Consider the following 15,902-nt stretch of genomic DNA (forward strand, 5'->3'; position numbering starts at 1 on the left):
GCTCGCAGAAACTCCTCGACCATCGTCCTGATAAGTTCCGCCTTGCTCTTTTGTGTATGTGAAGACAAGCGCTCTAGAATTTCGAACTCTGCGTCAGCAAAGGACACTGAGATGCGATTTTTTACGCTCATTTCTGCCCCCGGATGAGATCAACAATTTCCGATGTGACGAAAGCAAAGCCAAGTATGATGGCCATCTGGGTAGATTCGTTTCCCCCAAGTGGAAGATACCGGTCTAGGCCGAGAGGCGTAATTTTCAGAAGCGTCAGAATCATCAGAAAAATGCCTGCAATGCGCATCAACGTCGTGGTCGTCATGATCATACTCCGGTTGATGAGCATAACGTATACGAACGGACTTAATTTTTAGTTAAGAGTGCACCACTTTGGCTGTGCTGTTGTGCTCCTACGAAATCAGCTCGGTAATCGAGTAGCTTACCGTTCTCTTGGGGCACAGTCCCTAGGTTCCTGATAGCAACCCCCAGTGAACTAGTCATACGCCTGCGATGGTTACGGTCGATCCTTCAGGAAAAAAACAGATACCGCAACTCCGGCATCAGGAAACTAAACTGGCGGCTCGAACCCAAAGCGCATTGGCATCTGGTACAAAGAAATTCACATCAAACAGTCCACCCCCGGCACCGTGAGAGAATTCCCATCGCGTAACATCAGGAGACATGCCGAACACCGCGCCCGCGTGGACTTCAGAATGTACCTCACTGTCCGGACCTTCTATTCCATACCGATGTGACAACGCGGGGTGAGACTGCGCTTCCTCAATTCTAGAAATTGGTAACACCGATACAAGCAAAGTGTGCGAACCGTCGCATTCCGAGTGGCCGCAGGGAAAAGTAACTCGGAAATCCGGTGACCAATTGAAGACAGGGACAGGATTGACTTTCCAATCCCAGCCCGCAAGCTCGAAAAATGCAGCCCAGCACGCTTCGAGGGGCGTCTTAAATTGGATTCCATTGTAGACGGCAGGCATCGTGGTTTCCCTATTGCTTCTTTCATAGCCATACCCGGCGTGGCTAGGTGCTCCAAGTCTGAAAATTCGTAGTTCACATCGATATCCCAGGGTCCGGCTTTTGTTAGCCCACGTATCGTGAATTTACTCGTCATCCTGGGATTTTCTTACTGCTTGCAAGCGTTTTCTCATTCGGACGCGTGCTGCGCAAAGCCGGGATCGATAGCTGAGGTTTGACAGGGCATCTATGATCCACACACGGCGGCCTGCACCATCGGGATGGTGGCATCTAGGAAGATGACAAATGGTTTCCTTAAGACCGCAATCAGTAGAAGGATCGCGAATGCTACGAAGGTCCTCAGCAAGAATGCGTGGGCCATTTTGATGAAGGCGACTTTTGCATTCACTCCATCGCGGTTCATCCGCGTCGTAACCAGCAAATCGCGTATCAGGGCGCTGTTGGCGTTGGGCTCGCCCCAGAGGTGAACAATGTCTGTCGCATCGATGCGGTTATGGGTTGAGACAGCCAAGGTGCGGAAGGCCCATATTCCACTTCTCACGAGGTATACAACGCCCAAAACGAAGAACCCTAAAAGCACAGTCTGCCAACCAGCGCTCATGTCGGGAAGTTCGTCTCCGTAGAGGTCTTTTGGCAACGAAACCAGGACGGGGAAGATTGCTGCAATCACCGCCAGGTAAATCGAGGCTTTACTTTCGGACGACCTCTTCCGTTCGGTTTCTTGTTCGTGCAGCGCTCGTGCGCACTCAAGCGCTATGTCGGTGTGCGTATCCCACTTCGCGTCTTTGATAAGTTGCAGGTCGTGCCTTTGCTTGCTGGCTTGGTCTTCAAGCTGCAAGGTGGTCGGCGTCGAAAGCCGTGGCCAAAAGAACTCAATGACACCGATCATTCTGCTGCAATCCTTTCCAGTTCATCTACGATTGCTGCCGCTATAGGGAGCCCAGTGCGATTTTCGATCCAGGCCCACTGACCATTTGGATTGCATTCAAGAAACCAAAACTTACCATCCTCACCTAGCACGAGGTCTATGGCACCGAAGCGCAGCTTCTGCTGCCGAACAAGTTCTGTGCAGGCCGACTGTATGTCGTCGGGAAGGTTTATTACCTCATGCTTGATTTTCGGGTTTGCGCCACGCCGCCAATCCAAAGTCGACTCTTCATACTCTTGCGAATGGATTGCCACGGGAAACACTCGTTCGCCGACGACGGTTACCCTAATGTCGAACTGTTTGGGTATGAGCCTCTGAAAAATCACCGGGGCGTATTGAAGAGATTCACGATCCTCCTCCGTCAGCGCGTCGATCCGACTGGTGAACATCACATGCTCGACCCCTTCGATTTCGACGACAGCTTGCCGATGAGGTTTTCCGACGACGGGTCCTTTGGCGAACAATGTGCGAGCAGCATCCAGATCGTTCGTGATGACTGTATCCGGGACATTGAATCCTAGCCGTTTGGCCAGATACATTTGCGATGGCTTATCTTCAGCGATGAGGATGTCGCGTGGATGGCTGAACCATCTGCTCCCGATCAATAAATAGAGTGATTTCAGCAGAGCTGACCATTCGGTCGACGCGTACGCTCGCTGTCCCAAGTGGTTCAGTTTGTTTAAGTCTGCGAGTTCCGGCCTGCGAAAGTACGCTGCTCTTACCTGATCAAGTTGGACCCTTCTCTCTTGCGAGGACACCAGCAGCGACATGGTGGTTGGGTCGAGCACAAATGACATGTCGGCGATTGCGTTCGTGTTAAGCCGGAAATGATCCCGGCCTCGCCGCTTTAACTCCCTAATAACGAAGTCAGTTGTTAGGTCCCTTTCATTTGTGATGATCAATATCATTGACAGTCAGGGCCGTCATAGAAAGCCATGAACGCGCGGTGACGTATCATCGCTTTCCATCTGCGCATCAGTCTTTGTCGTGATTTCAAGCAGGTGGGTTGCACTATGCTGAACCTGATCGTCTCCTTCGACGTTGGTTTCAGTTTTCGTCTGTATTTCAAGGAAGGGCGCAGGCGTGTCATCACTCTCTTGCTCCACCTTGGTCTTCGTCGTGATTTCGATCAAATCAGACTTGGTATCGATGAGCGGGACACTTCCGTCGAGGCTTGCAACCACCCACATTCCAAAGTCATGAGAGTATTGACCAGGGATGGCCTCACCTGCAGTTCTCGGAGAAGCGAACCGCGTCAGAAACGCGCGTTGACCTACGGTCTCATTATGCACGAGGGAACTCCAGGATGTTTTCGTTAGACGGCATTCAACTAGAATGACGCAAGAAATACAATGGGAAGCGGTTGTAGATGGGGGTTCGTCAACAGGCGAACGCGCAATGCCCCGAGAAAGAAATGCCTTAGCAACATTGTATAGGAGACATAAGGATTATAGATCAGGGCCAATTGAAATATGCCACGCCAATCACGCCAATAAAGATAAGCAGGAGGAAGCCCACCGTTCTCGTTGTTGTCCAAGGCTTTGGTGCATAATCATTGTCTGGACCTGGGTGTTTATCCCACCCGCTAGCCATAAAATCGACCTCCCATTCCGACGAACTGGCGCAGGTTGAATTCCGCCGCTAATCGTCACCGGCCATGTCGTCCAAGTTATTGGACTTCTTTCCGTCCGGGTTGGTTCGCAAGTGCGGCTTAGCATTGCTGCGGCGAACGGAATGACCATTGGAAATCTCGCCACGATCCGCCAACTCCATCGCCTTCTTCAGCGGTGTGAAATTTTTGTTTCCATCGAGCTTTACGTGCGTAATGTCGCCCTCGCGATCTGCGCGAGCATCGACTACCTTCCTTGGTGCCATTTGAAATCTCCTGTCGCCTGATTGGTCAATCGCGGTCCGAAGTGCCTGGATTGCCGAGTGCGTCCGCTTCTCCACCACGTCATCTCGCTCTGTGGTGACGCGAATTTCTTCGCGGCCACACCTTAAGCTTGTCGGAAATTGCCTTCTACGTCAAAGTCTTTGTGGGGGGCTGAGACATGCGGAAACGTTACTGGATTATAGGGGCGTTTGTTTTCTACGCTTTCGGTCGAATGCTGGGTGACAACCCTAACGAGGACGATATCCGTGTTGCGAATGTACCGAATATCGCTGAACAGCGAAAACGGCCGCAGTCCGTCAGCGCCGAAACGGCAAAATCGACCACCGAGACCACCGTCTCCGAAACCAACCCTGCAGATGGGCAAGAAATCGCGCGACAAGAGCCAGCTCACAACTATCCGGCGCGATTTGTCACTGGCAACCGCGTGGCGTTTCGGTCGGGACCGTCCACCGGGAGCGGAATCATTAATCGCTTCGACAACGGGCAGCAAGTTCACTTGATCGAGGAGTCGGGCGAATGGTCCCACGTCAGAGACCAACTCACCCAGCGGGACGGTTGGATAGCTTCGCGGTTTCTCGCTGTGAGACCGAAGTCGCGTGATGAAACACCTTCAAAAAAGGAAGTGAAAGAGACCGCGCAGGAGAAGCCGGTGCCCTCAGTGCCCGATTCAACGATCATCCAGCGCATCATCGCTGAATCTCTTGCGAGTTATCCCGGCTCCTGCGCGTGCCCGTATAATACAGACCGTGGTGGTCGACGCTGCGGGAAAAGGAGCGCCTATTCCAAGCCGGGCGGTTATGCGCCGATCTGTTATCCGCAGGACGTGACCAAGGCTATGATCGATGCGTTTCGCCCACAATAACGTTTATGGACGCCTAGGCAGGTAAGAGAGCACCAGTGGAGAAAACTTCGAGATTTCTCAGCTGAGTAACTCACCACGGAATTACCGGACCGTGATGCATGAATTCAATCGCTTTTTTTAACTGGTGACTGATGACTGCGTCCATTAATAGTTGCAAGTTGTAATTCTGGGGGCGCAGGGCATTTGCAATGGCAACACGTTTTGAGGCGTTGAATCGGCTGTGGGGATCGGTTCGCGAGTCGAACCATGATTTTCGGGCTTCGACGGATATATTTCCGGTTTTCGATACACAGAAGGTGAGCGAGAGCCTTGATCTTGCTGGGAGCGGCCAGACGAACGGGGCCCAAAACCGTCCCGCAAAATCAGCTCGTGCGCTTGATGAGATCGAGCAGCGGATCGTCTCGAAAGTGGAAGAAGAGAAGAAAACTTCCTATCAGGTGCTGGAGGATCAATTCCACACATTCGCGGATCGTTTGCGCAACCTGGACTTTGAAGGTCAGTTCGGCCTGATCCGGCAAGCCAACATCACAAGCCTCTCCGATTTCAAGGCGGAAGTTACCATGGGTGAGGATGAACTCCATGGACTTCGCCGCGATTTGAAGACGGCAGAAGATGAGCTGACCCACTTTAAAGAGATACATGGCCTCAAGCGCGCGGCCAAAGAGACCGCGTCATCCTACATGTTCCTCAAAGTGAGCTTTCTGATCTTCATCCTCCTGTTCGAAACCATCGTGAACGGGGTGTTCCTCGCGAAAGGCAGCCAACAGGGGCTGGTTGGCGGTGTCGTGGAAGCATTTGCCTTCGCTTTCCTGAACGTTGGCGTCGCAGTGTTGCTCGCGATCCTCATGGTTCGAAACATAGTCAAGCGGTCATGGCTTTCCAAACTCGCCGGAATTGTTGGCGTATGTGTTTATGTCGTGGGAGCTGTCGCCATTAATCTGGCTTTGGCACATTACCGAGAGTTATCGGAAGCAGCGTTTTCGGATGTCGGTCGAGAAGTCATAATTCGCCTTAAGGCCCAGCCATTCGGCCTTGAAGACGTGAAGTCCTGGACGTTGTTTGGTGTGGGATTGTTGTTTTCAGTGGGCGCGTTTGTGGACGGCTACTATATGACCGACCCCTATCCCGGGTTTTCGTCGACCCAAAAGAGGGTTCGTCTTGCCCGTCAACACTATATTGAGCGGAAGCAAGAGTTGATCGACGGTCTTAAGGACGTACGGGATGAATACAATGAGAAGGTTGATTTGATCATTCGCGATCTCAGTCAGCGCAGGGCCGAACACCAGGCGATCATCGCACATCGGGCCCGCAATACAGACCTGTTTCGTGAGCACCAGAACCAACTTGAGCGTTCAGCAAACACGCTGCTTACGATCTATCGAGACGCCAACAGGGCCGCTCGAACAGAACCGGAGCCCAAATATTTCTCGATGCCCTACAAGATGGACCGGTTGAAGCCAACCGAGGTTGTCGCAGAATGGAACGACAAAGACCTGGCAGAGCGCATTGCGCAGGCCCAGGAAGAATTAACCAGGCAGATGGAGAAGATTGGCGAGGAATTCTCGACTGCCGCAAATCGCTACCGTCAGCTTGATAGCCTTTTCCCGGAGACGTGACATGGCTCGACGCAGACGACGCAAGACGAACGGGTCTACCGGGGCCATCGTGCTTGGCATCTTGTTGTTGGTACTTACGGTGGCAATTGCAGGCGGTTTTGGATTTCTCTATTTCAAAGCCAACAACCAGGTCGTCCTTGATGAAACGACACTTTGCCCAGTAACAAGCCCAACCTCGATCACAGCCGTACTCATTGATGTTAGCGACCCCATCTCGCCGGTCACCGAGAAAGACCTGCGAAACCGGTTTGAGGAGCTGAAGGACAACATTCCTGTCGGCGGGCAGATCGTCATCTATGAGTTGACGGATAAGGCCGGAAAACTGAACCGGGTATTCATCCGATGCAATCCGGGCAGCGGGGAGCAGGCCGACGAGTTGATCAGCAATCCCCGTTTCGTTCAGAAGCGATGGGAAGATGGCTTTGACGCTCCCCTACAACAGATTGCCGAACGTATCGGCACCGGTAACTCTGGCGATCAGTCTCCGATCCTTGGAGGCATCCAGACCATCAACCTGGAAGCCTTCGGAATGCACGACTATGCCAAACTGCCAAAACGCCTGATCGTTGCGTCCGACATGATCGAGCACACGTCGATCTTCTCGATGTATAGAACGGGTATTGCGTATGACAAGTTCGAAGCCTCGTCTGCGCCCCAGGAGTTCCGGACACCGCTCGACAACGTTGCTGTGGAAGTCTGGGAGTTCGCCCGGCCTGGGGCGTCTTTCTCAGCAACCGATCTCTCCGTGTTCTGGGCAAGGTGGCTGAAAGCCAATGGGGCAAGTTCCACACGCTTCATCCAGCTGCAAGGGGTCGAATAATGAAGATGGCAGAAAAGACTTCGACGTGGCTGGCGCAGCATGGCCCAATGGCTTTGTTCGGCTTGCTAACCTTTGTTGGCATCATTTTTATCTGGTCGGCAAAGCTGTTGGGATGGAATATCTACCTGGTCACTGCGGTACCCGTAGCCACTATGGTGATCTACCTTGCGATCTCGCTGGTCTTCAACGGTATGCGGCTTCATAACGAGCAGGCTGGCGACAATCTCTACTACATGGGGTTCCTGTTCACGCTCTCCAGCTTGGGCGTATCCCTATACCGTTTCACAGGTGCTGCTTCTATCGATGAGATCGTACGCAACTTCGGCATCGCCGTTTCGTCGACCATCTGCGGTATCGCTTTCCGCATATTGTTCAATCAGATGCGCCGTGACCCCGTCGATATCGAGCGATCCGTTCGTCATGAACTGGCCGAAATGACCCGTCGAGTTCGTTCAGAACTCGATTCATCGGCCCGTGAATTTTCCAGCTATCGGCGTACAAGCAGCCAGATGCTGCTTGAAGGTTTTGAAGAGATTGCGACTCAGGCGGAAAAGACCGGTGCCGCAATCCAATCCGCCATCGAGACATTGTCTCGGGAATCGATCAAACCAATCGAAGAGGCATCGGCGAAATTGGCTGATATCAGCCAACAGAATCTGAAGGTGTTTGAAGATCGATCCGCTGTGCTTAATGCCTCAGCTGACAAAGCAGCCAATGACTTGTTGGGGACATCCCAGCGTATCGCGGGGCTGGTCGACGGTTTCGAGGCATCCATCAAGTCGATGTCGGATACCATAAGCAAGATGACGCCTCCAGATGAAATGTTGAAGCTGGAGATGAGGCCCGCAATTGACGCATTGCGGGAAATGGGAGCCCAGCAGAAAAAAGCGCAGGAAGCGAGCGCTATGCGCGGTGATGAACAGGCCAAGCAGATCGCCGATGTCGTCAAGGCGCTCGGAGGCCTACCGCAATTGTTCACGGCAGCGCTTGAACCGGTACAGCGTCTTCCAGAACAGCTCACGAGAAGCCTGACGCCAATCCAGGAGGCAGCACGGGACATCAAGGGATCGGTTGAAGCCCTGAACAAGAAGATCGCTGACCTCTCCAAGCCACCCATACCGCAGCCGGAGCGAACGCTGCCTGTGTACTCGCAGCCCGTAAGTCCGCAACTATCGCTTGGCCTCAATCCGGAGCCAGTTGCGGCTATTTACAACGGCAACGCCGCTTCGACCGATATCGAGACACCCACGTCATCTGGCGACGGTGCTGCAGCACCATTACCGTCCTCAGCCCCGACCACGGCATCCGTTTCTGGCAGGGAGCCCACAGATGAGCCATCCGGGATCAGACGATTCCTGCGGTGGCAATAATGAACGAGCCTGCCGCCAAATCGGAACAGAAGGGGTATAATCGGGGTCTCATTCTCGGACTGACGATGGCTGAGTCAATGTTGCTCCTCGTGTTTTGCCTCCTTCTGGTCGCGGCCGCCATCATTTCGGCCGAACGTCAAAAGACGGAAGATGCACTTCGAAAATTGGAGAGCGTTCAGGCTGAATTAAAAACTGTGAAAGACGATCTCGCGTCTGAACTGCGGAAGAAGTCCGACCTGGAAAAGCAGGTAGATGCATTGTTAGCCCGGATAGCCGCGATAACAGGGTCTGCTTCACAGGCGACCGAGATCGAGAAGGAATGGCGAGAACTAGTAGATGCCCGTGACGCTCTTGGGCGTTACAAGGAACAGGGACTGAGCCCTGACCAGATCGCGGAATTGAAGCGGATGGTCGAGGTCCTGGAGAAGGCCGGATTGCCGTTAAAAGACATTGCAGCGCTCCAGCATCGCCTCGACCAGCTTCTGGCTGTTGAGGTGGCGCGAGACACGTCCAAACCGCATGAATGGCCACCGATTATCAATCTCAGTGAGGCCGGTGGTTATTTCTTCCGTTCTGGCAGTGCCGAACTCGCCCCTGAGTTCGAGGCAAAGTTAAGCGGTTCAATTACGGATCAGATTGCGGAAAGTCTGGAGCGATATCAGGTCGACATCATCGAGGTTATTGGACACACAGATGAGCAACCGATTTCACGCACCGGTTCCAACTTCGACCAGTCCGTCATCGATGTTGTCGATGGCAGGAAGCCGGTTACAGCGATTATACCGGCTGACAATGCAGGGCTTGGCATGGCACGTGCCATCGCTGTGGCGAAGGTCTTAAAGAGCGATCCAAAACTCGCCGGTGCATCCATCCTTCCGATGTCTGGTGCGCAACTCGTTTTACCTGGCGATACCATGACAACAGGCCAGGCTGGTGACGTGGAAAGCAGGCGGAGGATCGAAATCCGCATCCGTCGAAAGGAGGCCCCTGCTACGCCGCTATAGCGCATTGTTGGTCTTGTGACCCTCATTCCGTCGTTGGAGGCTGCCGGATGAGATCGGAATATCGGTCAGACTGGAGAATTGCAGATGAAGGAAAGCGATTTGCAACGGGACAAGCCAAGTCTCGCGTCCGGCAAGTCAATTGTATCGGTCGCTTTGCTATCTCAGGAGTTAAGTCGTGGAGACTGCCTGAACTACTTACCCCAATAGGGTGCTCGCCATCCAGCTTCGATGGCCTCGGCCTCGGTGCAAAACCACCGTTCACCCTTGTTCACATTGACCTTCGTGCGCTTGTACCAAGGTGACCAAGGAGTGTGGTAGATGTGCCCATTGCCCGAGATATTGCCCTTGATAGGGCACCCTTTGGTTGGAGAATCCTGCTCAGCCTCGTTCCATCGTTCCGCACGATAATCCCAGGCTGTCACCGTGTCGGCTTGCCAAATTCCAAGGTGACGTTGACGCGCTTCGTTCTCAAGGCCCGTGTAGTCAGTCGAATATTTCCGAAAAGACCAGGCCAAGCCCAGTGACACCATCTCTTCGTTCAGGTCTTTGCCGTCGGCCTTGCAAACGCCGATAATTCGGCCATAGCCGTCACTTCCCCGGTCGTCGCAGAAAACCATACGACCTGCGACCAATTTTTCCATTTGGGCGATAGCGGCCTGACCGCATTGCCAGCTCCCGCCGTTCTCTGCCTTACACTTCTGACCGGCTTCAGGTGCGTCGATGCCGTGGAGACGATATTTGATGCCACCGACTTCAAGTGTATCTCCATCGACCACTCTGACTGGAACTGTATCGGCATTCGCAATATTGCTTGAAGTGACATAATACGAGAATACTTGGATGAGCGCAAAGATATATACTTTTGATTTTGAAAACTTCACGATCATCAAAAATCCAGTTCCAGATCAATATTTTCTATGTAGGTGACTACTGGCATCATCCTGAGATGTTTGGCTTTTAAAGCGGAATCTCTCCGATTCAGGCTATATCAACAATTAATTCCCCATAGGAAATGGCCTATGAACGTGGGGGCGATGGGTACGTTTCGCCGACAGCAAATTCATCCAGTCGCTTGACCTTTGCCCGATGGAGAGAAAAAACCACCGTACAGCAACCTAAAGTATGTGCTTTCCCCCATCGGCCGTGGGAACGATCAACCGGACGAACCGGTCGAACAGAGCCGTTTTTCGGATCAGGCGCTCTTCGAGCCGAACGTGGGGCTTCTGCTTGAGGTGCGCATCATCGACGAGCCCAAGCCAATTCATTGGCCGCACAATCTCGTGCGCCACGAACAGGCAGGCTTCAAAGCGACCGCTAATGCTTCCACGTGAAGGAAACAGGTCCACCGGAATGACTAGTTCCGAAAATTCTGCGACAGTAATCCAGTCGCCCATCCGATTGCTGATGCCGCTCATGATATGTTCCAGGTTCCAGAACAACGAGCTGGCCTGAGGATCGTCGCCTATTGGGGAGCGCAGCATGTATTCTGTCAGGACAACCTGCAGGTCGCCATAGCGCCCGATCATGGCGGTTCCCGCTCTGGTCAGCTTTGCTTGCCCCTTATAATGCCGGATCAGCCGAGTGTGCAGCAGGATTTCGTGGATCAGGAAGAGTGGTGGAAAATCCGGCTCATTCAGGACTTTGTTTACAGCGTAAAGCTCCGCCGGTTCATATCCAGGCCACTGAAATTCCTCGGCAGCCCACTCAACGCACTTCCTGTAGAAGTTGCCGAGTTTCGTGATCTGAATGCCACCATGCTGCTCCGCATATCGTAGGAGCTTCATGGTGTTGATGCACATGGGGGAAGCTTGAAGCTCTCGCTCTGTCAGTGAGGCCTCAAGAAACAACACAGGAGAAAGCGCTGAAGCTTTTAGCAAACGAGTCTCCGATCAAGTGGGGGTGCTGAGTTGGAAAAACGCGCGGAGCAACTCCGTCAAAAACTCTTTCCTCGGGCATCGAAAACATAGGCGAAGAACAATAAGACTACGATTAATATTGCTGACAAAAGTGAATCATCCGGCGTTAGAGGGATGCCGCGTCTGCGCTTCCTGGTCCAATAGCCGGACGGTGCTTCCTTCTTTCCTTAGCCCTGAGATGATCTGCTCGACATTTTCCCTTGTGAACCATTCTTCAGGATCAAAGCTGGCCCCACCCCAAACGTCCAGGATCGGCACACAAAGACGCTTCAGCGTGCCAAAATAGTCCTCCAACAACTCGGCTCGATGGACTACCAGCCTACTAAAGTACCTGTCTTCGACCGCCTTGAGATGCGTATGCACACGCAGGCCGTAGTCCATGCCCCAGCCAAGGATGCGGTCCTTCAGTCCTCGATGATCGGTGAACAGCGCAATCTTTGCAGCATCAGGAACATTGGCCGTCGTAATCGCGGCATGAGCCAGCAAGCAGTGCATCCTGATGAAAATGTTAACAGACGTGAGAAATGAATGACCAACTCGACCCTTAAGGCGATGATAATCCTCTCTGTAACTCTTGGCCGTGACGAAGACGGAATTCCCATGAGCGCGCCAATAGTCGTACTCACCAAAATAGACGGTCCTGCTGTCGACCCGCATACCCTCAACCCCGGTAAAATCCTTACCGTCGATGTTCCACAGTCCAGTACGAGGTGACACATCAGAATTGGTCAACACAATGAAGTCGTGCCAGCCAAAAGATGCAACGTGGTTCATTTCTTCACTGGCAATTTTGAGCAGCTTATGCGGACGCTCAAGCGTGAGGAAGTTGCTTGCGGCATCCAAAAGCGCATATCCTGAGACGACGTGTTTGCCAGCAATCTCTCGGACCTGCTGATCGGTTTCAGTGGTGCCGAAGTCGAAGGCATTGATCTGCGCGATAAATTCCCGACGCGCACTTTCCGTGAGTGCATCTATTGTTACCCAATCAACGGTCGGTCCAGCGGCAGGTGCTAGGTTCATTTTTTCGGCGAGGACTTTCAGAACGGAGGCGGTCACAGATTCTGTGATGGCCTTCGTCATTGCCTGGGTGCGCGTGAGTTCGTCCTCCTCACGCGTTTGAACGGCTTCAACATCCCGGAATCGCATGCACCGCTTCAGGATGATGTCCCACTGCTGATAGCTCGATATTTTCACTGATTCTGGGCCGACATTCCGCACATAGACATGCATGAAGCTGTTTTCGTCTTTGGCACCAATTGGAACCGCGCCGTGGGAGGGAATGTGCACGACCGGGTAAGTGACCCCGTTGGTGAACTCGGTGAAACGAACCTCGCACTGTAAGGGGGGCTCCAGCCGGTTTTTCAGCAAATTATGGATCGCGTCAGAACGGAAGTGCTCCAGAGGAAGGGCTTCAGAAAGCGACTGAGGGTTCCCATCGTCATCAACCCCAAAATAAAGTCGACCGCCGCCGTGATTGGCAACTGCCGCGATGTGCCGGGCAAGCTTTGCCTGGCCTTCTTTGTTCGATTTCGAGATATCCATCCAGGCTTTGAATTCAACATTCAGCTTTTCGCTGCGATGCCGCAGGTCCTCCTCCATTTGCAGAACATCGGTCAAGACAGACATTTGCAGTTCCAACTCGTTTCGTAGTGAAATTCGCCCGAAGAAGTATCGAAGGCGAATATGTTGCTACCAGTCGTATCGATAAAGCGTAGAGGCATTACAAGGGCTCAATGGTCTGCGAGCACTACTTCCATTTCGCGGCCCATTCCCGCAGCGCAGCCTTCGCCCTATCTGGCCACTGCTTCACGGATGGACGAACCACAATCTTTTCACGCGATGGCTTCCAGGCCAGGAACACCTGCTTTTGCTGGATCGAGGCAACCAGCAGAGCTTCCTCTTCGTGGCACAGGTGACGGGTACAAGCCGAGCCGACGAAGTAGTCGCCATCAAATGAGCCAGACCCAACTCCCAGGATAATTTCGGAATAGGCGTCTTTTTCAGCGCCCAAGAGGTCGTTGATCTGTGCCGCGACCTCACCGAATGACAAAAGCTCACCAGGGTGAGAAACGGTCTTCTCCCGAAGCTCGGACCAACCTTTTGATGTATCGGCAACGAAATCCCGATCTCCCGATTTCGCAAAACCGCTTGCGGGCGTCCATGTCCACGTTTCACCCGGCGAGTTCGGCAGTGCTGTCGTCGAGAAGGTAAGCTCATCGGCCAGAACAACCATTTGCACCGGGCGGCAACTCTCAATCGGGCCATCCACCCTAGGGTTTGCATCCAGTGGGAACGACAAGACAAAGGGAGCTGCGTCACAGGCATTTCCGCCTGCAGAAGATGATCCGACAATCGCGGGCGTTCCCGAAATCAGGTGGATATCCTCAATGTGGAGTATCGCATCCTTCAACACTTCACGGCCGTCGATTGATAGCACCTGTTCAAAGTCTCGTTGCAGAACGACGACATGATGCCCGAACATCTTCATTTCGAAAACCGCAGCAGCGGCAACGCCAATCTGGCTCGTCACCACGGCCACTACAGTGACGACAACGAAATAAAAGATGCTCTTCAAGCAGGCCTCCGGCAATTGAATAATTGCTACTTTATGTAATTATTGCGTTCGGAATGCAATCAATCGAGGCCATCACTCAGAGGGGACAATCATGAAGACTTTGACCGCCGCTGTAGCTATCGCATTGCTTCACGTTACGCCCGCATCAGCTGAAAACCTTCGGATTGCGTCCTGGAATATCGCCAACTTAGCGTCGCAACCAGAACAGGCCCTCCGAGGCCATGCAAGAAGTGCGGAGGTCTACGCACACATCAATTCGGTAATCCGTTCTTTAGATGCAGACATCATCGCTTTGCAAGAGATCGGTAGCATTCCCGGTGCCGAACGAGCCGTTGGCGCGGACTATGATGTCTATTTCGAGACGCGCTGCATGGGGAATGACCAGCGATGCCGGTTCGACAATGACGACATTTACACGGCCGTCGCTGTGCGGAAATCGATCAAGGACCGAGTGACCATCCAACAACTGGACGAGCTTTCAATCCTCCACGACGATGAGTGCTGCACTCCGCCACGCCACGTTCGCGGGAGCCCGATAGCTGTTGTCGAATTCAACGGCCAGAAAATCTGGATACCCTCGATCCATCTCAAATCGGCGTGCAAGGAGGGAACATCGAACGATGACGATTTGAAGGACGATTGCGCGGTGAATGGGGCCCAGTTCGACATTCTCGAACGTTGGATCGCCGACAGGCCAGAAGGTGATGCGGTTATCTTGGCCGGTGACTTCAATCGCCTTCTGTTTAAAGCCCCGGATGTCGTGGCTCGGCTCGGTGCAAATGCTGAGTTGTTCCCCGCAATGGACAAACGGGCATGTTGGAAGGGATATCAGTTCGATTTCGCTGCCTTGAAAGAGCAAGCGCTGGTCAACAATCCAAGCGCCTATCAAGGCGGCCTGGAGCCCCGGATTTATACCCCGACCCAATTCGGAGCCATAGACTTCTTCATTGTCTCTGGGCTTCGCAATAGTGTGGCAGCTGACGCCGACCAAGTGGAGATGGATGCCTTCTATTCGTTCGGCGATCCCGGGAGCGTACTCATGAAATGCGATGGCTCGTCGAATCCATTCGGAACGCAGCTACTGACGTTCGGAAGAGCCGACCCGAGTGATCACTGCCCGATAGTAATGATACTCAATTCGAATGTTTAGAGGATGGCCTGACTGGCTGTGGCCTTCAACAAAATTGGTGTTCAAATCAGGTTTGGAGGGGATTGGTTATAATGGTCAAGAGCTGAAATTTTCACTGCAGTCCAATTCGCGACGAAATTTACTCGCTGACTTCGGTTTTATTCGGCTCCACAATAGCAGCCGTCGATTTTTCAGAAATCATTGGATATATGCCAAAAATGATCGTCAAGATCACTCCAACAGCACCGACGATCCCGAGCCACTGAGAAAGTTTGTTGTTGCGTCTGTCCTTGCGTGCTGCTTCAATAATTAGGTCTTCGCTCGACCTGAAACTGCCGTGAATGGAAACGATTTTCTCAAAATTTGTGGCTTCGAGGGTGTCGTAGATCGCGTCTCGATTCTCTCGATTTTCTCTAGAAACCGCAATCTTTTCGCGAGTTACCACAAGTTCAGCGATTAGATCGGTGCAGGCCGGAAAATACTTTAGGACGTTCTCCGGTCCAAGTTTTTCGAGTGCATTGTCAATGTCGGCGGTGATTTTCGAGGTGGCTGCATCAATAGCATCATGCCTCGCGCGGCAACAATCAAAGATGGCGTCGTCAAGAAGTTTCTTCGCTCCCGCAAAGTCTTCTTTCTTCGCTAATGCTTCCACAACGCGGCGACCCGCGTATCTCAGCTCATAAATGGCGGGATTTACAATCTCGCCATTTACCTGCTCAGCAATTTTAATAGCTTTCTCAGCAGCATTCCACTTCGCGCAAAGCTCCAGAAGGGCTTCGTCAACAATATCTTGTGTGGACATGG

Annotated in this window: 17 protein-coding genes; 6 read left to right on the forward strand and 11 right to left on the reverse strand. The window is 52.8% G+C overall.

Annotated features, from left to right (window positions below; all coding sequences use genetic code 11):
• Positions 1–127 precede the first annotated feature (127 nt).
• The 6 genes from L867_RS0118640 to L867_RS0118660 all read right to left on the reverse strand — a co-directional run bounded on the left by L867_RS0118640 (position 128) and on the right by L867_RS0118660 (position 3,787).
• Positions 128–316 carry a hypothetical protein gene (locus L867_RS0118640; RefSeq protein ID WP_146086563.1) on the reverse strand — a complete coding sequence of 63 codons (189 nt, stop codon included), beginning with the start codon at positions 314–316 and terminating at the stop codon, positions 128–130.
• A 238-nt stretch (positions 317–554) separates the two neighbouring features.
• Entirely contained in the window at positions 555–986 is a 432-nt protein-coding gene (locus tag L867_RS27075; protein ID WP_084638630.1) for a hypothetical protein, read from the reverse strand.
• A 224-nt stretch (positions 987–1,210) separates the two neighbouring features.
• Positions 1,211–1,873, reverse strand: coding sequence for a hypothetical protein (locus L867_RS25720; protein ID WP_051439087.1), 663 nt, complete (start codon positions 1,871–1,873; stop codon positions 1,211–1,213).
• On the reverse strand, positions 1,870–2,820 hold the full coding sequence (locus L867_RS0118650) for an MvdC/MvdD family ATP grasp protein (protein ID WP_028738280.1): 951 nt from the start codon (positions 2,818–2,820) through the stop codon (positions 1,870–1,872). The genes L867_RS25720 and L867_RS0118650 overlap by 4 nt, the downstream gene beginning before the upstream one ends.
• 15 nt (positions 2,821–2,835) lie before the next feature.
• Complete coding sequence (locus L867_RS0118655; RefSeq protein ID WP_028738281.1) at positions 2,836–3,204, reverse strand: hypothetical protein; 369 nt, start codon at positions 3,202–3,204, stop codon at positions 2,836–2,838.
• Between the two features lie 349 nt (positions 3,205–3,553).
• Entirely contained in the window at positions 3,554–3,787 is a 234-nt protein-coding gene (locus tag L867_RS0118660) for a DUF3892 domain-containing protein (protein WP_028738282.1), read from the reverse strand.
• A gap of 176 nt (positions 3,788–3,963) precedes the next feature.
• On the opposite strand from L867_RS0118660, the gene L867_RS27080 reads away from it, so the two are divergent.
• The 5 genes from L867_RS27080 (at position 3,964) to L867_RS0118680 (ending at position 9,478) form a co-directional block, all read left to right on the forward strand.
• Entirely contained in the window at positions 3,964–4,668 is a 705-nt protein-coding gene (locus L867_RS27080; RefSeq protein WP_084638631.1) for an SH3 domain-containing protein, read from the forward strand.
• 188 nt (positions 4,669–4,856) lie between these two features.
• Positions 4,857–6,284 carry a membrane protein gene (locus tag L867_RS0118665; protein WP_028738283.1) on the forward strand — a complete coding sequence of 476 codons (1,428 nt, stop codon included), beginning with the start codon at positions 4,857–4,859 and terminating at the stop codon, positions 6,282–6,284.
• Position 6,285: 1 nt separating this feature from the next.
• Positions 6,286–7,104 carry a hypothetical protein gene (locus L867_RS0118670; protein WP_028738284.1) on the forward strand — a complete coding sequence of 273 codons (819 nt, stop codon included), beginning with the start codon at positions 6,286–6,288 and terminating at the stop codon, positions 7,102–7,104.
• Positions 7,104–8,474, forward strand: coding sequence for a hypothetical protein (locus tag L867_RS25725; RefSeq protein ID WP_051439089.1), 1,371 nt, complete (start codon positions 7,104–7,106; stop codon positions 8,472–8,474). Before L867_RS0118670 ends, L867_RS25725 begins: the two co-directional genes overlap by 1 nt.
• On the forward strand, positions 8,474–9,478 hold the full coding sequence (locus L867_RS0118680; protein ID WP_028738285.1) for an OmpA family protein: 1,005 nt from the start codon (positions 8,474–8,476) through the stop codon (positions 9,476–9,478). Before L867_RS25725 ends, L867_RS0118680 begins: the two co-directional genes overlap by 1 nt.
• A 191-nt stretch (positions 9,479–9,669) precedes the next feature.
• Here L867_RS0118680 and L867_RS0118685 read toward each other — a convergent pair whose 3' ends face one another.
• The 4 genes from L867_RS0118685 to L867_RS0118700 all read right to left on the reverse strand — a co-directional run bounded on the left by L867_RS0118685 (position 9,670) and on the right by L867_RS0118700 (position 13,969).
• Entirely contained in the window at positions 9,670–10,365 is a 696-nt protein-coding gene (locus tag L867_RS0118685; protein WP_084638632.1) for a thermonuclease family protein, read from the reverse strand.
• 228 nt (positions 10,366–10,593) lie between these two features.
• A complete protein-coding gene (locus L867_RS26560) occupies positions 10,594–11,277 on the reverse strand; it encodes a hypothetical protein (RefSeq protein WP_051439090.1) in 684 nt (227 codons plus the stop codon).
• Between the two features lie 213 nt (positions 11,278–11,490).
• Complete coding sequence (locus L867_RS0118695) at positions 11,491–13,020, reverse strand: AlbA family DNA-binding domain-containing protein (protein ID WP_028738287.1); 1,530 nt, start codon at positions 13,018–13,020, stop codon at positions 11,491–11,493.
• Between the two features lie 121 nt (positions 13,021–13,141).
• Positions 13,142–13,969, reverse strand: a complete 828-nt coding sequence (locus tag L867_RS0118700; RefSeq protein ID WP_051439091.1) for a hypothetical protein — start codon at positions 13,967–13,969, stop codon at positions 13,142–13,144.
• Between the two features lie 91 nt (positions 13,970–14,060).
• Here L867_RS0118700 and L867_RS0118705 point away from each other — a divergent pair, with 91 nt between their 5' ends.
• The gene (locus L867_RS0118705; protein ID WP_028738289.1) at positions 14,061–15,119 is read left to right on the forward strand and encodes an endonuclease/exonuclease/phosphatase family protein; all 1,059 of its coding nucleotides are present in this window, start codon (positions 14,061–14,063) and stop codon (positions 15,117–15,119) included.
• Between the two features lie 118 nt (positions 15,120–15,237).
• On the opposite strand, the gene L867_RS0118710 is transcribed toward L867_RS0118705, so the two are convergent.
• Positions 15,238–15,900, reverse strand: coding sequence for a hypothetical protein (locus tag L867_RS0118710; RefSeq protein WP_028738290.1), 663 nt, complete (start codon positions 15,898–15,900; stop codon positions 15,238–15,240).
• Positions 15,901–15,902: the final 2 nt, after the last annotated feature.

Origin of the sequence: Paenirhizobium selenitireducens ATCC BAA-1503, from assembly GCF_000518785.1 — a bacterium.
GTDB classification, from domain to species: Bacteria; Pseudomonadota; Alphaproteobacteria; order Rhizobiales; family Rhizobiaceae; genus Allorhizobium; species Allorhizobium selenitireducens.